The organism is Trinickia sp. EG282A (genome assembly GCF_040965455.1).
In the GTDB taxonomy this organism is placed as follows: Bacteria; Pseudomonadota; Gammaproteobacteria; order Burkholderiales; family Burkholderiaceae; genus Trinickia; species Trinickia symbiotica.
Genome location: NZ_JBFRCC010000003.1, coordinates 703361 through 722459, shown reverse-complemented (window position 1 = coordinate 722459; position 19099 = coordinate 703361). Strand labels below are relative to the sequence as shown.

Annotated in this window: 18 protein-coding genes; 7 read left to right on the top strand and 11 right to left on the bottom strand. The window is 67.6% G+C overall.

All coding sequences use genetic code 11. The features are described from left to right. Positions 1-15 precede the first annotated feature (15 nt). The 6 genes from AB4Y31_RS17785 to AB4Y31_RS17760 all read left to right on the top strand — a co-directional run bounded on the left by AB4Y31_RS17785 (position 16) and on the right by AB4Y31_RS17760 (position 5804). On the top strand, positions 16-906 hold the full coding sequence (locus tag AB4Y31_RS17785; protein ID WP_368675033.1) for a DUF58 domain-containing protein: 891 nt from the start codon (positions 16-18) through the stop codon (positions 904-906). After that, entirely contained in the window at positions 903-1970 is a 1068-nt protein-coding gene (locus AB4Y31_RS17780) for a calcium incorporation protein MxaA (protein ID WP_368675032.1), read from the top strand. The genes AB4Y31_RS17785 and AB4Y31_RS17780 overlap by 4 nt, the downstream gene beginning before the upstream one ends. Further along, positions 1967-2950, top strand: coding sequence for a VWA domain-containing protein (locus AB4Y31_RS17775; RefSeq protein ID WP_368675031.1), 984 nt, complete (start codon positions 1967-1969; stop codon positions 2948-2950). The genes AB4Y31_RS17780 and AB4Y31_RS17775 overlap by 4 nt, the downstream gene beginning before the upstream one ends. Further along, the gene (locus AB4Y31_RS17770) at positions 2947-3567 is read left to right on the top strand and encodes a hypothetical protein (protein ID WP_368675030.1); all 621 of its coding nucleotides are present in this window, start codon (positions 2947-2949) and stop codon (positions 3565-3567) included. Before AB4Y31_RS17775 ends, AB4Y31_RS17770 begins: the two co-directional genes overlap by 4 nt. Beyond that, positions 3564-4613 (top strand): vWA domain-containing protein, encoded by a 1050-nt coding sequence (locus AB4Y31_RS17765; protein WP_368675029.1) that lies wholly within the window; start codon positions 3564-3566, stop codon positions 4611-4613. Before AB4Y31_RS17770 ends, AB4Y31_RS17765 begins: the two co-directional genes overlap by 4 nt. A gap of 159 nt (positions 4614-4772) precedes the next feature. Further along, complete coding sequence (locus tag AB4Y31_RS17760) at positions 4773-5804, top strand: beta-propeller fold lactonase family protein (protein ID WP_368675330.1); 1032 nt, start codon at positions 4773-4775, stop codon at positions 5802-5804. A 6-nt stretch (positions 5805-5810) separates the two neighbouring features. Here AB4Y31_RS17760 and AB4Y31_RS17755 read toward each other — a convergent pair whose 3' ends face one another. Then, positions 5811-8201 carry a TonB-dependent receptor gene (locus AB4Y31_RS17755; protein WP_368675028.1) on the bottom strand — a complete coding sequence of 797 codons (2391 nt, stop codon included), beginning with the start codon at positions 8199-8201 and terminating at the stop codon, positions 5811-5813. Between the two features lie 175 nt (positions 8202-8376). Between AB4Y31_RS17755 and AB4Y31_RS17750 the strand changes: the two genes are divergently transcribed. Then, positions 8377-9414 carry a histidine kinase gene (locus AB4Y31_RS17750; RefSeq protein ID WP_368675027.1) on the top strand — a complete coding sequence of 346 codons (1038 nt, stop codon included), beginning with the start codon at positions 8377-8379 and terminating at the stop codon, positions 9412-9414. Here the strand turns inward: AB4Y31_RS17750 and AB4Y31_RS17745 are convergent. The 10 genes from AB4Y31_RS17745 to AB4Y31_RS17700 all read right to left on the bottom strand — a co-directional run bounded on the left by AB4Y31_RS17745 (position 9384) and on the right by AB4Y31_RS17700 (position 19058). Beyond that, entirely contained in the window at positions 9384-10043 is a 660-nt protein-coding gene (locus AB4Y31_RS17745; RefSeq protein WP_368675026.1) for a response regulator, read from the bottom strand. The two genes, AB4Y31_RS17750 and AB4Y31_RS17745, sit on opposite strands and share 31 nt — an antisense overlap. Next, positions 10040-11281 carry a pyrroloquinoline quinone biosynthesis protein PqqE gene (gene pqqE, locus AB4Y31_RS17740; RefSeq protein WP_368675025.1) on the bottom strand — a complete coding sequence of 414 codons (1242 nt, stop codon included), beginning with the start codon at positions 11279-11281 and terminating at the stop codon, positions 10040-10042. Before pqqE ends, AB4Y31_RS17745 begins: the two co-directional genes overlap by 4 nt. Positions 11282-11286: 5 nt before the next feature. Beyond that, positions 11287-11529, bottom strand: a complete 243-nt coding sequence (gene pqqD, locus AB4Y31_RS17735; RefSeq protein WP_368675329.1) for a pyrroloquinoline quinone biosynthesis peptide chaperone PqqD — start codon at positions 11527-11529, stop codon at positions 11287-11289. A gap of 59 nt (positions 11530-11588) precedes the next feature. Beyond that, a complete protein-coding gene (gene pqqC, locus AB4Y31_RS17730; RefSeq protein WP_368675024.1) occupies positions 11589-12326 on the bottom strand; it encodes a pyrroloquinoline-quinone synthase PqqC in 738 nt (245 codons plus the stop codon). A gap of 14 nt (positions 12327-12340) precedes the next feature. After that, on the bottom strand, positions 12341-13270 hold the full coding sequence (gene pqqB, locus AB4Y31_RS17725) for a pyrroloquinoline quinone biosynthesis protein PqqB (protein ID WP_368675023.1): 930 nt from the start codon (positions 13268-13270) through the stop codon (positions 12341-12343). Next, a complete protein-coding gene (locus tag AB4Y31_RS17720; protein ID WP_368675328.1) occupies positions 13267-13815 on the bottom strand; it encodes a cytochrome b in 549 nt (182 codons plus the stop codon). The genes pqqB and AB4Y31_RS17720 overlap by 4 nt, the downstream gene beginning before the upstream one ends. A 227-nt stretch (positions 13816-14042) precedes the next feature. Beyond that, the gene (locus tag AB4Y31_RS17715) at positions 14043-14900 is read right to left on the bottom strand and encodes a formylmethanofuran dehydrogenase subunit C (RefSeq protein WP_368675022.1); all 858 of its coding nucleotides are present in this window, start codon (positions 14898-14900) and stop codon (positions 14043-14045) included. Next, positions 14897-15850, bottom strand: coding sequence for a formylmethanofuran--tetrahydromethanopterin N-formyltransferase (fhcD, locus tag AB4Y31_RS17710; RefSeq protein WP_368675021.1), 954 nt, complete (start codon positions 15848-15850; stop codon positions 14897-14899). Before fhcD ends, AB4Y31_RS17715 begins: the two co-directional genes overlap by 4 nt. An 8-nt stretch (positions 15851-15858) precedes the next feature. After that, the gene (locus tag AB4Y31_RS17705; RefSeq protein ID WP_368675020.1) at positions 15859-17661 is read right to left on the bottom strand and encodes a formylmethanofuran dehydrogenase subunit A; all 1803 of its coding nucleotides are present in this window, start codon (positions 17659-17661) and stop codon (positions 15859-15861) included. Then, positions 17658-19058, bottom strand: coding sequence for a formylmethanofuran dehydrogenase (locus AB4Y31_RS17700; protein WP_368675019.1), 1401 nt, complete (start codon positions 19056-19058; stop codon positions 17658-17660). The genes AB4Y31_RS17705 and AB4Y31_RS17700 overlap by 4 nt, the downstream gene beginning before the upstream one ends. Positions 19059-19099 lie beyond the last annotated feature (41 nt).

Genomic DNA, 19099 nt, shown 5'->3' with positions numbered 1-19099 from the left:
CTCGATGAGCGGACGATGAACGGAGCGCGCGAATTCCACTACCGGTTGCCGGTGCGCGCGAGCGGCGTTCGACCGGGGTCTCATCCGGGCACGAGCTTCGGCCCTGGCCAGGAGTTCGCGATGCACGCGCGCCTCGTCGACTATCCGGATCCGCGCCGGCTCGACTTGCGCGCGAGCGTGCAATCGGTGCGCAGCGAATGGCTTGTGCGGCTTCATTTGCAGCGCGTGGCGGTGCCCGTGCATGTGCTCGTCGATGTATCGGCTTCCATGTGCTTCGGGAGGTCTCGGCCGAAGCTCGACGTCGTGGCCGACTTCGTCGAGGCACTCGGATTCAGCGCGTTTCGCAGCGGCGATCGCGTCGGCATGACCGCCTTCGACGACGACGAGCGCGACGATCTCTTCGTGCCTGCCCGGTATGGCCGCGGCGCGGGCGAGGCCATGGCCGCCCTGTTGCGTGGGACGGCGGCTCGGCAGGCCGAACCGGCTGCCGTCGCGGCACGGGTACGCGGCGATGGGGCGCGCGGTCTCGCGCGCGCAGTCTCGAAGCTCGCGGGCCGCCAGGGGCTCGTCTTCATCGTCTCGGACTTCCATTGGCCGCTCGATGGGCTGCCCGCGACACTCGACATGCTCGTCCATGCGTGCGTCGTGCCGATCGTCGTTTGGGACGAGGCGGAACTCGCGCCGCCCGGCGACGGCGCGCTGCTCATGGTCCGCGATCTGGAGTCCGGTGCGAAACGCACCCTGTGGCTCTCGAAGCGCGTGCGCGCCCAGTGGCGGGACGCCGTCGCGCAGAGGCGCCGCGCGCTCACCGACCTGTTCGCGAAGCATGCGATGAAGCCGTTTTACCTCGTGGGCGACTTCGATCCCGACGAGCTCTCGCGCTATTTTCTGGAGCAAGGCGCATGATGCGGTGCGATCGATATCCGCTTCATGTACCTCGTCTTGCGCGCGCCATAGCGTCGCTCGCTTGCGCTTTCGCGCTTGCCGGTACGCCTGTGCGCGTCGCCGCGGCGGACCTGCAGGCGAAGGTCGATGAACCGCGTGCGTTCGGGCACACGATCGGCGACGTATTGACGCAGCGGATTCTGCTCGACGCCGGCGATCATGATCTCGGCCGCGTGGAGCTTCCGTCGGCCGGCCGGGTCGACGTCTGGCTGGAGCGCCGCGCCGCGCGCCTGGAGAAGGATGCCGAAGGGCGCCGCTGGATGATCGTCGATTATCAGGTCACCAATTCGCCGCGCGATATCACGCGGATCGCACTGCCCGCGCTCGCCTTGAAGACGGCCGCCGGCGACGTGCTGCACGTGCCGGAGTGGCCGGCGAGCGTCGGTCCGCTCGTGCCGGACGCCGGGACCGACGCCGCGGCGTTGCGCACCATGCAGCCGGATCGCGCGGCGCCGCCGACGGCGCTCGCGCCGATCGAGCGCCGGCTCGCCGTGACGCTCTCATTGCTCGCCGCCACCCTTGTCGCATGGGCCGTATGGTGGATTCTGCGTAACCGGCGCGAGGCCGCGCGGCTGCCGTTCGCGGTTGCGTGGCGGCAGATGCGGCGGCTGGGCCCGAGCGAGAAAGAGAGCGATGCCGCCTGGCGCGCACTGCACCGGGCGCTGAACGAGACGGCCGGGCGCGTCGTCCATGCGCGATCGCTGGCGGTTCTCTTTTTACGCGCCCCATGGCTGCTGCCGTTGCGGCCGCGCATCGAGCAGTTCTATCGGCACTCGGAAGCGCGTTTCTTCGCCGTGGTGGGGGCAGGGGACGACACGCGGCGAAGCGGGCACGCGCAGGCGAACCCTGTCGTAGCGAGCGATGCAGGTCGCAACGTCGAAGCAGGATCGAGCGGCGACGTCGGCGACATCCGCCCTATCAGCGAAGTCGGCGACGGCATCGGGGGCTCCCGCGACGGCGCCTCGCGCGGGCTGATGGCGCTCAGTCGCGCGCTGTTTCTAGCCGAGAGGCGCCGACACCCATGAGCGCGCCCATCGACTTCGCCTCGCCGTGGATGCTGTGCCTGCTGCCGCTCGCACTGCTGCCGCTCCTGCCGCGACGCGACGAAGCGCTGCCGTTCTCATGGTCGGCCTGGTTGCCGCCCGATCGCATCGGCCGAACGCTCGGCTGGGTCGCGCGCGCCGCGGCGGCGCTCGCGATGGCCGCGATCGTCGTCGGGCTCGCTGGGCCGGGTCGCTCGCATCTCGAGGCGCGGCGCACCGGGCGCGGCGCCGAGATCCTGATACTGATGGACCGCAGCGGCAGCATGAACGACGTGATGGCGAGCCGCGGCGTCAATACGACGGGCGATTCCAAGAACAAGGTGGCGCGCGTCGCGATCGGCGAGTTCGTCGACGGACGGCCGAACGACCGGTTCGCATTCATGATGTTCGGCATCGCTCCAATCCTCGCCGTGCCATTCACGTTCGATCACGCGATCATCCGCGCGGCGATCGACGGCACGCAAGTCGGCCGCGGCATGCCCGATACGCAGCTCGGACGAGGGTTGCTCGCGGCGATCCGCCAGTTCGACGGTCTGCCGTGGACGGGACACCGTGCGATCGTCATGGTGTCCGATGGCGGCGCGCAGCTCTCGCCCGATGAACGCCGGCTCATCGCCGAGGGGTTGGCGCGCAACCGGATCGCGCTCTACTTCATCTATTTGCGCAGCAGTATCTACAGCGCCGAGCTCGGTGCGGCGGTCGGCGCCGGCGACACTTCGCCCGAGGCGCAGCTGCATCGTTACTTTCTGACGCTCGGGACACCTTATCGGCTCTATCAGGCCGGCGATCCCCGCGCGATGGCCGAGGCGATGAACGAAATCGGCCGGCAACAGAGCTTTCCGATCGCATTCGACGAGCGTCTGCCGCGGCAGGATCGCAGCGACGTTTGCTACGCCGTTGCGCTGGCCTGCTGCCTGATCCTGCTCGCCTCGCGCATCGTTCAGGTACGGAGTTGGGCTTGAGACGCATATCGGTTCATACCGCATTTGCCGCCGTGGCGACGATCTGCGTCGCGCTCGCGGGTTACGACGCCGTGCGGCTCGGCACGGCAAGCCGCATCGATGACGAAGTGCGGGCGATTGCGAACTCGAAGCGCCCGACGGTTCACAACGAGCCCGTGGTTTCCGCGGTCTCGGCGAAAGGGCCGGCATTGGCGTCCGATACGGCGGGCGATCCCCCAGCCGGCGACCACGCGCCGCGCGCGGTCCAGCTCGCTCAGGCGATCGCGCTGTCGGCGGCCGGACAATATGCAGCCGCTGGGCGGCGCTTCGAGGCGCTCGTCGAAGATGGGCCGCGCGATGCGATCGGGCGCGCGGCGCTTTTCGATCTCGGCAACATGTACCTGCGCGAGGGGGCGGGGGAGACGGCCGATGCGGTTCGCTCGCTGCCGATGATCGAGCAGGCGAAAGCGCGTTACCGCGCGCTGCTGCGTGTGGCGCCCGACGACTGGGATGCCCGCTACAACCTCGAGCGGGCGCTGCGGCTTGCACCGGAGACGCAGGAAGACATGGATGCCTCCAAGGCGGTCACGAAGCATGGCGTCCGGCTGCGCGGCGCGCAAAGCGAGGATCTGCCGTGAAGCCGGGCGGGCTCGCGCGCGCACTGCTCGGGGGCCGCAACTGGGCGGTGGGCGCCGCATTCGCGCTACTCGCGGTCGCACTGGCGTTCCCGCGTGTCGAGCTGCCGCGCGACACGTTCGACTACATCGTGACGTTCGATATCACGCAGAGCATGTACACCGAGGACGTGAGCGTCGCCGGTGCACCGCTCAGCCGGCTCGCGTTCGCCAAGTCCGCCATGCGCGAGGCGCTCGGCACGCTGCCGTGCGGGTCGAGAGTCGGCTGGAGCGTCTTCACGGGACAAAATACGTTGTTGCTGGTGCCGCCGATCGAGGTTTGCCGCAGCTATGACGCACTGCTTGCCTCGCTCGACGCCATCGACGGGCGCATGCGCTGGACCAACTGGAGCCGTATCGCCGAGGGCGGCGTCTACTCGGCCGTGCGCGTCGCGCGCACCGTCGGGCGCAATGTCGACGTCGTCTTCATCACGGATGGACAGGAGGCGCCGCCGATCAGTCCATCGAACGCGCCGTCGCCCGACATCGCTTTGCCCGGCGTGACGGGCTGGCTCATCGGTGTCGGCGGGGATCAGCCCGCGCCGATCCCGAGGACCGACGCGAACGGCAATCGGATCGGCTACTGGAGCGCGTCCGAAGTGATCCAGGTGCCTCCCGCGCCGGGCGCTCCCGCCTCGTCGTCGAGCGGTTTGGATTCGTCTCGCGCGACGGCCGAAACCCACGAAGAGCTCTCGGAGCTGCGCGGCGAGTATCTGTCGGCGCTCGCCGAGCGCATCGGGTTCGGCTATCGTCGGCTCGTCGATGCCGCCTCGCTCGCCGCGGCGTTGCGCGACGCGCGCTTCGCTCACCGCACGCGCGTGCCGACCGACGTGCGCTGGGTGCCGGCGCTCGCCGCGTTGCTGCTGCTGGCCTGGCGGTACAGCGGCGGACTGAGGCGGCGCCGCGCCGCCGCGCTCGATTCGGGAAATACTCCCGGGCCCGCCACGGCCGGGCAGGTTCGCGATGGGCTAAGCTTTGTCAGATCCCATTCCGAGATCGATGGGGCTTAGCACACCGCGTGACGGCGCGCGGTCCCCGTGGCGCCGCTCGAAATACAAAGGAGAACTAACGATATGGTGGGGACATTCTTGCGAACCGCTCACCGAGAAAGGCGTGCGCCTCGCTTCCAGTGCCCGGCGAGCGGGTTGGCGCGTCGTTGCCTGCGGCCGATGGCGCTCGCCGCCGGCGTGATGCTCGCAGCCGGCGCGGCGCACGCTGCCTCACCCGTCGCTTACGTGACGAGTGAGAAGGCCGGCATCGGCGTCATCGATCTCGACAACCTGACACTCGAGAAAACTTTCTCGATCGGCGCGAGCGGTCCTCGCGGCCTGAGCCTCAACGAGGACGGCACGCGTCTCGTCGTCGCCGACAAGAACACGGGCGAACTCGCCGCCGTCGATACGCGCACGGGCAAGGTCGTCGAGCATGTCAAGGTCGGCAAGAACCCGGAATACGTCCGTGTGCACAACGGATACGCGTACGTGACGTACGAACCGGGCGAAACCGGGAAGCCGGAGGGCAAGCCCGGCGGCAAGCCGGGCGCGGACGACGACGATGCGGCGAAGCCCCCGGCCGAGATCGCGATCGTCGACATGAAGAGCTGGCGCGTGATTCACCGCGTGGTCAGCGGGCACGAGACGGAAGGCGTCGAATTCTCGCGCGACGGCAAGCAGATGCTCGTGACGAACGAAGGCGACGATACGGTCTCGGTCTACGAAGCGCGCAGCGGCAAGCCCATCACGGTCGTCAAGCTCGCGGCGGGCGGACGTCCGCGCGGCATCAAGGCCTCGCCCGACGGCAAGGAATACGCCGTCACGCTCGAGTCGCTGAGCAAGCTGGTGGTACTCGATGCAAACGACTTTCATGTGGTGAAGACGATCGACACGAAGCTCGGGCCTTACGGCGTCGTCTACGGGCCGTCCGGCAACCGGCTCTTCGTCGCGGCGGGGCGCGACAAGACGCTGCAGGTCTTCGACGCGCATACCTATGACCATCTCGCCGATGCGCCGATCGGCCAGCGCTGCTGGCACTTCAGCTTCACGCCGGACGACTCGAAGCTGATGTTCGCGTGCGGCCGCTCCAACGCCGTCTACGTGCTCGACGCGAAGACGTATGCGCCGGTCAAGCAAATCGGCGATTTGCCGCTCGCGTGGGGGATCGTCACCTATCCGCCGAGCGACGGGTCGATCGAATCGCGCTGAACCGAATCAATCCCATCGATAGCGCAGGCCGACCCAGACGCCGCGCGGCGCGCCGACGCCGACGAACTGCTCGGCGACGGGGCTCGCGCCGTTGAACGTCTGGTTCGGTCCCGTGAAGACGTTCTCTCCGAGCACGCCGAAGCTCGCGTAGCGTTTGTCGAGCAAGTTGGTCACGCGTGCGTAGACCTCGAGCTGCTTCGTGACGCGATAGGTCGTGTCGAGATCGATCAGGAAATAACCGGCGAGCTTGCCGTTCACGTCCTCGTTGTTTTCGTCGCCGCGCGCGAAAAAGGCGCTGCGATAGCTCAGGTTCGCGCCGATGTCCCATTGATGCGTCGCGCTGTAGTCGAGGCGCAGCTTGACGGTATGGGCCGGAATGCCGGGGATGTGATCGCCGGGCTTGACGGTGATGTCGCCGGCGGCATCGGCGCTCGAATTGGCCTCGACATGTTCGGTCCACGACGAGCGATAGGTGGCGTCGATATAGCTGTAGCTCGCGCCGACGGCGAGCGGGCCGAACTGCGTGCGGCCGGCAAGCTCGATGCCCTGGCGGCGCGTTTTGCCGACGTTCTGGAAGAAGCCCTGCGTACTCGCGGCGCTGCTGATGAACTCGATGTCGTCGTCGAGCGTCGTACTGTATGCGGCGGCGCTCCATGTCGTCGACGCGCCGATCCGCCCGCGCGCGCCAATTTCGAACGTCTTCGAAATGACAGGCTTGAGCGCAGGGTCGGCCAGGAAATCGTTCGGCAGCGAGCAGGGCGCATTCGGATCCGCGCAGGCGAGCTCGATCGCGGTTGGCGAGCGCATCCCTTCGTTGTAGGTCGCGTAGGCCGTCAGCGTCGGCGTCGGGTTCCAGTTGACGCCGACGGCCGGATTGAAGCGCGAGAAAACATGGCGTGCATTCAGCAGCGGCTGAGCCCCCGTTTGGTCGGCAATCTGCGCGCTCGACCAGTTGTAGCGTCCCGATAACGTAAGCGCCCATTGCTTCGTCAGCGAAAGCGTGTCCGTGAAATAGACGCCGTAGCTGGCGTTGCGCGTCTTCGCATCCGTGTTCAACGTGAAGTCGTCGATGCCGATCGCTCCGCGCGACGCATTGAAGACCGCATCTTGCGAGGATGCCGTGTAGCGCGAATTGGCGATATCGGCGGCGATGCCCGTGACGAATTGATTTTCCATGCCGGCGAGCTTGCCGAGCAGCGTCAACTGGAGGCTGCCGCCGTAGCTGTCCGTCGTCGCGACGGCTTGCTGGTTCGTCGCCTGGACGGTATCGACGGCGCCCGTCGCCGGGTCGATCGTGCCGAAATCGGTGTTCTGGTTGCTGGCGAAATTGCTGTTGCGATAGTGCCGGTAATAAAGGTTGCCCGAGAGCTCCACGTTGTCGCTGATCGTACGGTCGCCCGAGAACGTCAGGTACCCCACGCTGTTCTTGTTTTCGTCGGGGTAGGTGTACGGTTGCGAGGGATTGCCGAGGAACGAGCGCGGCAGCGTCTGCGCGCCGGAAAGCTGGTTGTCCGCGCCGCCCGCCGACAACGAGAGCGTCGTATCGGCGTCCGTATAGCGCAGCTTGCCGAATGCCTGGCGAACGCGGCTCCAGTTTTGTTGGGCCCACCCGTTGTCGTTCTGGGCGTTGGCCGTGAAGTAGTAATCGAGATTCGAGCCGATCGCGCCGCCTTGTGCGATCTGCGCGCTCTTGCGGCCCCATGAGCCCGCGCTCACTTCGGCTTCGCCACCGGGGCTCGTCTTGCCGTTTTTCGTCGAGATCGCGAGCGCGCCGCCCAACGTGTTGAGACCGTAGGTCGGATTCGAGCCGGGGATCAGTTGGATCGTGTCGATCGCTTCCTGAGGAATGAGGTCCCAGTTCACGACATCGCCGAACGGTTCGTTCACGCGAACGCCGTCGAAAAACACCGACAGGCCCTGCGGCGTGCCGAGGAGCGGCGAAGCGGTGAAGCCGCGGTAGTTGACGTCGACTTGATAGGGATTGCCCTGCGCCTCGTTGATGTCGACGCTCGGCAGGTTTTTCTCGAAGTAGTCGGTGATCGTCGCGCGATGCTGCCGATCGAGATCGCGCGCACGCACGGTCTGGACGTTGGCCGGCACCTGCGCGAGCGGCGTGCCGAGGCCGAGCAACGGTGTGGTGCCGATCACGACGACGGGCGCGAGGACATGCGCTGTATCCGCGCTCGAGGTGGGAGCCGGTGCGGCTTGGACCGATTGCGATGGCGTTGCCGTCGCGGGAGCCGGCGCCGAAGTCGAGGAGGCGGCGGTCATCGCGGACGCCGCGCCGGGTTGCGTCTGCGCGGAAACGGCGGCGGGCATGCCCGCGAGCGCGCCGCCGACAAAAAGGGCGACGCCGGCGCGTCGTTTGAACGGAGGCCCGCTGCGCTTGATACCCATTGTCTCCACTCCTGCCGGTTTGTTTTGGTCGTGCCAAGTTCTTTCTTCGTCGGCTTCTCGCAGGACATCTTGCGATGAGGCTGGCAATCGCTATGTTCGAAGCTTCGCATGCAGGGGGCGTAACAGACCCAGGAGGTTTTCCCGATCTGACGAGAGGGCGTCTCCCGCGTTGGCGATGGCCGTGTCCCGCGCCGCCGAGGCTCGGTACAATCGGCGCGTGAGCCCCTCCGAACGCGACCGCCCGAGCGCACCGCCGCCCCGCACGTCACCGCTGCCGCATGCCGCGGCCTGGCGCGATCTCGCCTGGGTCGTCGGTGCCACCGTGCTGACGCTCGCATTCAGTGCGATCTTCAACCTCGGCGAGCACCTTTACCGCTGGACGCGCGGCGTGGAGCGCCTTCAGCTCGACGAGATGCCCGTCGTCCTCTGCGTGCTCGCGGTCGGTCTCGCCTGGTTCGCGTGGCGACGCTATCGCGACGCGCAACGAGAACTCGCGTGGCGGCATACGCTCGAGCAGGAGGCCGAGCGCCTGCTCGCTGAAAACCGTCAGCTCGGCAGAGAGGCGCGCGATGCCGAAGAGCGCGAGCGGCGTCGTCTCGCGCGCGAACTTCATGACGAGCTCGGCCAATACCTGAACGCGATTTCGCTCGATGCCTCGCGCATTCGCGACTTGTCGGCGAGCGCGCAGCCCGAAATTCATCGGCTGTCGCTCGCCGTCGTGGAGAGCGCGATTCATGTCTATCGACAGATCGGCGGCATGATTCGCCAGCTAAGACCGGTCGGCCTCGACGAATTCGGCTTGCCGACCGCGATCGAGCACTGCGTCGACGGCTGGCGCGAGCGGCTGCCCAACGCTTCGTTCTCGCTCACGATCGACGGCGACTTCGCCGGGCTTTCCGACGCCCTGAACATCACGCTGTACCGGTTCGTGCAGGAGGGGCTCACGAACGTATCGAAGTTCGCCCGGGCGGCGAACGTCGAGATCTTCGTCGTGCGGGGAACACGCGAGACCGACGAAATCGTCGTTACGCTGACCGACGACGGTCCCGGCACGGACCTGAGCAACCCGCGCGGCGGGCTTGGGCTCATCGGCATGCGCGAGCGCGTCGAAGCACTCGGCGGCGAGTTTCACGTCGCGAGCCGGCCCGGCGGCGGCTTCTTCGTCTGCGCGCGCATCCCGGCTCAGGCGGGGCTGGCCGAACCGGTCAGGTGAAGCCCGAGGCGGCTCGCAATCTGGGCGAGCTGCACGCCGTTGTCGGCTCCGAACTTCTGCCGGATCGCCGACTGGTGATTGGCGACCGTCTTCTGCGAAAGACCGAGCTTTTCGGCGATCGTCGGCAGCGTATAGCCTTGCGCGAGCATGCGCAGCACTTCGAACTCGCGCGCCGAGAGCTGCCGCCCGGGTGGGCCGGCGGTGAACGAACTGCGCATCGCGAGCGCGCGCGACACGTCGGGGCTCAGATAGCTGCCGCGCCGAGCGACGGTGTCGACTGCTTCGACGAGCACGTCGGGAGCACTGGCCTTCGTCACGTAGCCGAGCGCTCCGGCATCGAGCGCGCGGCGCACGAAGAGCGCATCTTCATGGACGCTGAAAATCAGCACGCGCGCGTCGGGCTCGCGCGCGTGCATCCTGCGCATCGCCTCGATTCCGCTTGCGCCCGGCAGCGAGACGTCCATGACGACGACATCGGGACGCAGCGCGCAAAACCGCTGGTAGGCCTGCGCGGCGTCGGCGGCCTCGCCGCAGACGCGCACGTTGCCGCTGACTTCGAGCAGCCGGCGGTAGCCTTCGCGGACGACGGCGTGGTCGTCGACGAGCAGCACTGAAATGTCCTTGTTCATCGCCGTACCTCCGGCGTGGGCTCAATCGGGATCTCGCCTTGCGAGGCGAGCTTGCGCGAGTTGCTGTCGTTGCGGAAGAGGATCGGCTGCTCGTTGGGGGCGGCCGTCCCGGTTGCTTGTGCAGCGGCGGCTTCGCTCGCATCGCGCGCGCGTTCGACGAAGCGCACGACTTGCTCGTGCGCGGGCGACTTGTCGCAGACCGGATCGGCGTTCGCCGCATCGCCCGTCAGCAGATAGGCCTGGCAACGGCAGCCGCCGAGATCGTTCGTTTTCTCGTCGCAGCTGCGGCACGGCTCCTTCATCCAGTCGAAGCCGCGGAAGCGGTTGAACGCCGCGCTTTCGTACCAGATTTCCGAAAGCGGCATGTCCCTGACGTTCGGGAACGTGAGCCCCGGCAAACCGCGCGCCGCATGGCAGGGCAGCGCGGTGCCGTCCGGCGCCACGCCGAGGAATACGGCACCCCAGCCGTTCATGCAGCGCTTCGGACGCCGCTCGAAATAATCGGGTACGACGAAGAAAATCCGGCAGCGCTCGCCGTGCGTCTTGCGATAGCGCTCGACGACGGCCTCGGCGGCCTCGAGCTGCTCGCGCGTCGGCAGGAGTTGTGCGCGGTTGGCAAAGGCCCAGCCGTAGTACTGCGTGTTGGCGAGCTCGAGATACTCGGCGCCCATCGCAAGTGCCATCTCGATGATCTTGTCGACGTGCGGCAGGTTGTAGCGATGCAGCACGCAGTTCATCACCATCGGGAAGCCGTGCGCTTTGATCGAAGCCGCCACACGCCGCTTGAGATCGAACGTGCGTGTGCTGCTGAGAAAGTCGTTGAGCTGTTGCGTCGAGTCCTGAAACGAGAGCTGAATGTGATCGAGGCCGGCGGTCTTCAGGTCGTCCAGCCGTTTGTCGGTCAGACCGATGCCCGACGTGATCAGATTCGTGTAGAAGCCGAGTTTGCGCGCCTCGCCGACGAGGATTTCCAGATCGTCGCGCATGAGCGGCTCGCCGCCCGAGAAGCCGAGCTGCGCGGCGCCGAGCGCTCGCGCCTCGCGCAGGATACGGATCCATTGGTCGGTATCGAGCTCGCGCGCGTTCGTCGCGTAATCGACCGGGTTGTAGCAGAACACGCAATGGAGCGGGCAGCGGTACGTGAGCTCCGCGAGCAGCCAAAGCGGCGGGGCGACGCCTTCGGGCTTGCGCTCGGCGCTTGCGGTTGCCGCGGCGGTGGGAGAGGAGAGATCGGTCATGGCGCCTACTCCAGCCAGCCTCGAGTGCGCGCCTCCGTCACGAACGCGCGCACCTCGCCGCCGATGCCTGTCGTTTCGAACGCCTTCTCGAGGTCGGCAATCAGCATGTCGATATCCCGTGTGCCGTCGCAGCGCTTCAGAATCTCGGCCGCGCTCTGGTTGAGCTTCACCATCCCTTCAGGATAGAGCATGACGTAGGCGTTCTGCGCCTCTTCCCATTGCAGGCGGAAGTGCGATCGGAGGCGCAGGTGCGCCGATGGGGGCGTCGACGGCGCCGCATCGTCTGGCGTAGGGGCGTTCGGATTCGTCACGGGAAAGCCTTCTCGATAGAGTCGAGCATCGACCAGAGAATGTCGAGCTTGAACTGCAGGATCGTGAGTGCGCGCTCCTGCTGATCGCGCCGCCGGAAATGATCGAGCGTCACCTTGAGCCCGTGCTCGACGTCGCGTTGCGCGAGCGCGATGCGCGAACGGAAATAGGCGAGCCCTTGCGGCTCGATCCACGGATAATGCTCGGGCCACGATGCCAGGCGGTCCTTGTGAATCTGCGGCGCGAACATCTCCGTCAACGACGAGCAGACCGCCTCTTGCCACGGCGCGCGGCGCGCGAAGTTGACGTACGCATCCACGGCGAAGCGCACGCCGGGCGTCACCAGCTTGAGCGACCAGAGATCGTCGCGCGAAAGCCCGACCGCGTCGCCGAGCCGTGCCCATGCCTCGATGCCGCCCTCGTTGTCGCCGTAGCCGTCGTGATCGAGGATGCGCAGCACCCAGAGCCGACGCGTCTCGCGATCGGGGCAGTTGGAGAGAATCGCCGCATCCTTCAGCGGGATCTTGATCTGGTAGTAGAACCGGTTCGCAACCCAGCCGCGAATTTGCTCGGGCGACGCGCCGCCCGTATTCATCCGCACATTGAACGGATGATGGATGTGATAGGCCGCGCCCTTCGCGCGCAATTGCGCTTCGAATTCCTCGCGGGTCCAGGCCGGCTCGGTGGGGGCGACATCGCGCACGGGGGCGGTGCCGAATGTGTCGTTGAGGTCCATTGTTGGTTGTCTCCTCACAACTCGAACGTCATACCGTCGTAGGCTACTTCGATGCCGTGCTCGTCGAGCACGCGTCGCTCCGGGCCATCTTCGATCAGGATGGGGTTCGTGTTGTTGATGTGAATCAGCACCTTGCGGCGAGGCCGCTCGCGCGCGCCCGAAATCGAATCGAGCACGGCGATCATGCCGTTCTCGCCCGACTGCGCGAGATGCCCCATGTCGGCCGCCGTCTTCTTCGAAAAGCCGAGGCGGATCATTTCGTCGTTGGTCCACGTCGTGCCGTCGACGAGCAGCAGGTCCGCCCCGCGCATCGCCTCGAGCACGTGCGGCTCGAGCTGGCCCAAGCCCGGCGCGTAGAACGCGCGCCTGCCCGTTGCGAGGTTCGTCACGACGAGACCGATGTTGTCGCCGCGCTGCGGCGCCGCGCGATGCGGAGAATAGGGCGGTGCCTTGCTGAGGAGCGGCAACGGATCGATGCGCACGCCGGGCAGGGCGGGAATGTCGAGCGGGCGGCCGTCGAGCGCGATCGGACGATGCTCGACGCCGCAGTAATGCGAGAGGATCGGCCCGATCGGGAAGCCCGTGCCGAGATCGCCCCAGACGGCGTCGGTCGCATAGAGCGGAAGCGGCGCGCCGCGCTCGCGCAGCATCAAAAGACCGGTCACGTGGTCGATCTGCGCATCCATGACGAGCACGGCCGCGATGCCCGTGTCGCGCGCTTGCCGAGCCGGCTGCAGTTCCGGGTTCGCGGCGATTTGCGCGAGCAGGTCCGGCGACGCGTTGACGAGGAGCCAGTCCTCGCCGTTCGCGCTGACGGCGATCGACGACTGTGTGCGTGGCGTCGCTTTGACGGTGCCGCGTCGCACGCCGTCGCAGTTGCTGCAGTTGCAATTCCACTGAGGGAAGCCGCCGCCGGCCGCTGAGCCGAGCACACGAATCTTCATCGCGGCTGCCCCCGCATGTCGCTCGCAGTCGATTTCGCCCCGCGCGGCAACATTCTCGCGAGCGTGCCGTCGTGATCGATCAGCTCATGCTTCGCCACCCCGGCGATATGGAGCGCGATCAACGCGATCAGCGCGAAGGCGATCACGTGATGCGCGCCGAAGAAGATCGCGCGCAGCCCCGCATCGTCCCAGCCCCACTTCGGCAGCAAGATGCCCCAAAACCGCGTGCCGTAAGTGTTGAACGAGGAGCCGAGATAACCGGTGACCGGCATCGCGACCATCCCCACGTATAAAAAAACCTGCGTCGTGCGCGCGGCGGCGCGTTGCCACGGTCGCATCGGCGGCAGCGGCGGCCGGTGAACGGCCGCGAGCACCACGATACGGATAAGCACAAGCAGGAAAACTGTCAGCCCGAGCGACTTGTGCAGATTGATCAGCGTCGCTTTGACGGGCAGGCCTTTCGGCAGGCCGACCATATAGAGGCCGAGCGCGATCAGCGCGAGGATCGCGATTCCGATCAGCCAGTGCAGCAGGATGAGGGCCAGCGCGAAGCGCGCGGTGCCGCCCGCGTCTCTGTCGTCACGCGTCCCCTCGCGCTCCGGGCGCGATCCGCTTTCTCGCTTGGCGCGCGGCGCCGAATCGAGAAAGTCATGAGTCCTTCCGGCGGAGTTATCCACGTCATCCTCCTCGATCACTCGATTCCTTCGACTGTCACCACCGTATATGCTTACCTCATTGAGCGCCGCGGCGCACGCGAGTTCGATGCGCGGGCTCACTCCACGATCAGTATTTCCCCTCGTCCGTCCACCGCCAGGTCGCCCGCATAGCGGGTGGGAAGCCGGTTCGCGGCGAAGCGCGAGAACGGCGCCGGCGCGGTGGCGAGGCTACGCACGAAGAGCGCCCAGAACACCTCGAATCCGCGCCCGCCCTCGACGAACGTCGCCGGCAACGCGGCCGGCCGCGTGGCCAGCACGAGCGTGCCGCGCCGCATCCCATACGCATAGTGTGCGCCGAGCCGGCCGCCGATGCAGATCGTGCCGGCGACGAGGCGCGAGGCCGCGAACGCGCCGCAATCGCCGCCGACGAGCACGAGCCCGCGCCGCATCCGGTCGGCCAGCCGTTGGCCGGCGCTGCCGCCGATCGTGAGCGTGCCGCCCGTCATGCCTTCCATCTCGCCCGCGCGCGCGCCGGCCGCGAAATCGCCGCAGTCGCCGGCCACGGCGAGCCGGCCGCCGCGCATTTCACAGCCGACGAAGTCGCCGGCGTCGCCTTCGATCGTCAGCGTCCCACCGCGCATTTGCGCGCCCGCGTAGTCGCCGATCGCGCCGCGCACCGTGATCGTGCCGGCATCCACGCCTGCGCCGAGCCGATCAAGCCAGCGCGCGTCGCCTTCCATGACGACGGCCGGTGCCGCGGCCCCGCCCGCATGGGCGCCCGTCGTCGCCGGCGCGCCCCCTTCGGTGCGCGAAACGTCGAACAGGTCGGCGACGGCAAGCGTCTGCGAGCCGGCTCGCAGGGCGAGCCGCTCCACCGATGCGAGCGGCAGCGCATCGAGCCGCTCGGGCGTGAGCGGCGAGCCATCGACGGGAAAGGGGGGCGACGCCTTGACGCGCAGGATCGTCGTGCTCATGCGCGGTTGCCTCCGACGCCGGCGGAAAGGCGCCGCAGCGGAAAGTGATAGGGCCCGAGCTTGCCCCCGTAGTTGCCGGCCGAAATCCGCAGCACGCCCGCGTCGCGGCCGAGCGCGGTCGCGGCGACGATGCCGGCCGTCATGGCCGCGCCGACGTCGGCCTCGGTCAGCCCGTCGATCACGATCTCGAGCACGCTGCCGACTTCCGTCGTCAGCTCGGTGCGCGTCGTGAGCCCCGCCAGCGTCGGGCAGAACGCGTCGTTGGTCGACGCCGTCGCGCCCGCGTACTTCGAGCCGACCTTCGAGCCCGAGCGGACGATGCCGCCCGGAAACGGCATGATCACGTTCGGCAGCGCGCGCATGGCGGCAACGGCGGCTTCCGTCGCCGTGAGCGCCGCCTCGGTGTCGCGCGCGATGAGCAGCAGATTGCCGCCGCCGACGGCCTTGACCGTGGGCACCGTATCCTCGCAGACGAACTCGCCGTCCATGACGGGCACGCGCCAGTAGCGGCGGCCCTCGATCATCTTCGAGATCTGCCAGCCGTCGCCGAAAAACCGCAGTTGGCTGCCGAGATCGGCGTTGTCCGAGAGCGGTGCCTGGCTCGTGGCCGGGTCGATGCCGGCATAGACGGCCGTAGTCGGGCACGTGAGGACGCACTGCCCGACGCGGCGCCCGAGCTGCTTGGCGAGTTCCTTCGACGAAACCGCGAACAGCAGCACGGCGACGCCGGGCCGGCCGTCGGGCGTCTCGTCGGCGGCGCACTCGCGCTCGATGCCGGCCTCGCAGCCGCAACCGATCACCGACGTCGCAAAGCCGGCGAGCGAGTTCGCCGCGTGGCGCGCCCAGGTCGGCGTGTGCGCGGTAATGACGAGCCGCGTCGCCTTCATCGGGAAGGCTTCGGCGAACGTGTCGTCGATGACGGTGCCGTTGATTTCGAGGGGGCTCGTCATGGAAGAGTTCAACGCGAAGGTTGCGCCGTGCGTGGATGGGCGAGACATTCGACGGGCAGCAGGCGGCCGCCGCGGCAGCAGACGCATGCCTCATCGTCGCTGATCGCCGCATGCGCGAAATTCGTCGTCAAATGACGCTCGCTATAGGCGGCGATCGTCTTTTCGATGCCTCGGTCGAATTCCGGTGTGACGAAATGGATGCCCCCTGTCGGTGCGGCGGTTAGCGTGCCGTCGCGCGCGATCAGCTCGCCGTCCTTGAAGACGTAGGCCGGCATCGAGAACATGCGCTCGCGGTCGGCTTCGTCGCGATAGACGGCGATGTCGGCCGCCGCGCCCGCGCCGAGGTGTCCGCGATCGGTCAGGCCCAAGAGCCGCGCCGGCCCGGCGCGCGTGATAATCGCGATCTCGTAGAAAGAGAACTCGCGCGTCAGCTGCGGCAGTGTGCTCGCGACCTGCGCCTCGGGATGCAGCTTCGCGAGCTGCTCGGCGCGAAACGAGCGATCCATCAGCAGCCGGATCAGGTGCGGATAGCTCGTGAACGGTCCGCCGTTCGGGTGATCCGTCGTCATCGCGACGCGCCACGGGTCCTCGACGAGCAGGAAGATCTCGAGCCCGATGATCCATTGCAGCGCGTTCACATAGCTCTTTTCGCGATAGCGGAACGGCACGATGCCGCAGCCCGCGTCGCATTCAATCTCGCCGAGGATCCATTTGCGCGGCTTCGCGAGCGGCGCGTTGCGGAACTGCATCATCGTGTCGCCCGACGCGGTCACGGTCTGGCCGAAGATGACTTGCCCGACATCGATCGAAACGTTCGGCCGTGCGTTCACGGCTTCGGCGATCGCGTGCGCCCCTGAGGAAAACTTGCGCGGTCCTTCCGTTCCGTAGCTGTGGAACTGGATGTGGGTCAAATGGATCGGCAGCCCATCGGCCGCGTCCATCGTCGCGATCGTCGAAGCGATGTTGCCGGGCACGCCGAGATTACTCGAATGCACGTGCAGCGGATGCGGAACGCGCAGCTCGGTCAACGCTCGCGTGAGCGTGCGGACGACGTCGCGCGGCGTGATGCCATAGCGAGCGTGCGGCTCGTCGACATCGAGCGCGCGCTGGTTGAACTTGAACGCGGAGATGCCGCCCGGGTTCACGACCTTCACGCCGAGCGCCTTGCTCGCATTGAGCGTCCAGCCGACGTAATCGCGCAGACGCTCGAAGTCCTCGCCCGACGAGAGCAACTGCAGGAACAGCTCGTCGTTGCCGAGCATGACGTAGGCGCCGTGGTCGATGATCGGCGTATCGCCCATCTCGAGATGCGCGTGGCGCGCATTGCTCGGCAACATGGCGGGCTCAAACGCGGCGGTGTAGCCCATCTCGGCATAGCGGTAGCCCGTGGCGAGCGTGCCTGGCGCGCAGGTGCCGCACGACGGAAGGCGCAGGTAGCGGCCCGTCGCTTCCCGTTGCGATTCTTGTCCCTGCATGCCGCGCTCGGCACCGGCGGCTTCGATCGATTGGAGCGCTTCGTGCATTTCGCGCGCATCGCGCGTTTCGGCCGAAGTAGCCGCCAGCTCTCGACTCCGATGGTCTTCGGGCAGCAGGAGGCGCGAGAGATTCGTTTTCCCGCCGCCGATATGCGAGTGCATGTCGATGCCGCCCGCCATGACGATCATCCCGGTGGCGTCGTATTCGCGGTCGACGGGCGAGCCGTCCGGCAAGCTGATGATGCGGCCGTCGCGGAATGCGATGTCACGGCGCTCGCCGTTCACGCCGTTGGCGGGATCGTAGACGGAGCCGCCTTTCAAACGGATCGTCGTCATGATCGGGCCTTCCGCGAGAGTGCGGCGAGCCGCTCGTCGAGGCGCGAGGCGATCGTCGCGATCGTAGGCAGCGCGCTCGCGCGCGCCGCCGCGAGCGGCACGACGACGGTCGCGTCGAGTCGGAACAGATGGCCGTCGCTATCGATGCCCGGCGTGGCCGCGGGAATGAATACGGTTGGCGCGCCGCGCGCGGCCGCCTGCTCCGCGAGCGCCGGGTGGCCGACGACGATGGCCGGAACGTCGGCCGCCAGCGCCGGCGGCCAAGGCGAAGGCGCGAGCGAGGCGACCCAGAGCAGCGCGTCGATATGACGGTCCGCGATGAGGCGGGTCGTGCGATAGCGATGCGCGTCGTGATCGAGCGACGTTCCGCCGCTGCCGTCGCCGTCGTCGCGCGGGGCCGGCACGCGCAGCGGCAACGGCAGACCCGAGAGCCAAGTGACGGCCTGATTGACCGTCAGGGCGCCGTCGGCGCCGCCGAGTGCAAAGGAAGCCGCGCGCGTCTTGTCGTTGGTCGCCTTCACGATTCGCTGCAGCCCTTCGATCAGAAGCGAGGCGCCCGCCTGGCCCTGACTGCGCACTAGGGTCGCCGGCTCATAGACGAGCACGGCGTATTGCGCGGCCGCGATTTTTTCGGCAAGCGTCGAGAGCGCGTCGATTGCCTCGGTGCCGTCGTGGCGCAATGTGCCGAGCGACGAAGGCAACCGTCCGAGCGAGAGCGCGGACCAAAGCGCGACCAGATCGAACGGATCGGCGTGCGGCAGCATCGTTTCCGTGCGCACGTGCGGTGAATCCGCGGCGCCTGGGTCAGCCTCACAACCGACGAACACGTATTCGCGCGCGAAGTCGGTCGGGCCGAGCACGCGTTCGTAAAAGCGCGGATAGCCTTCGGACGGGCGGCAGCCGAAGAAGATCAACAAGTCGGCGCGCGTCCGGAGCTCGGAAAGGGTCGCGAAAAACGAGCCTCGGTCCTGGACGACGCGCGTGGCCGCGCTCATCGCTTCGCCCTGCAGATGATCGAGCGTCGCACCGCACGAGGCCGCGAGCGCGTAAAGCGCGCGTGCGCCGGCTACATCGGTGGCGAGCGCGCCGAAGAGCGGGTGGCGGGATGCGGCCAGTATCTCGGCCGCGCGCTCGAGTGCCGCATCCAACGCGACGGGTGCCCCGTCGACGAGAGCGGACGCTGCCTCGGTGGTGCTGAAGCCGGCGAGCGCTTGCGCAAGGCGGGGGCAGTCGTGCCCGGTCGCCGCGAGCGCGCCGTCGGGCTGCCCGGTGATCGCGAGGTCGTCGCAAAGCAGCGGGCAGAACGGGCAAGTCCAATCACGGACCGTGATGGGCGCAGCGGAATTCGATGCGCCTTGTGAGCCGGCGCTCGTCGGATCGTTGGGCGGAAATGACATGTCGCGGCTTCAGCAAGGTCTATGCCGGGGAGCGCCCGTGC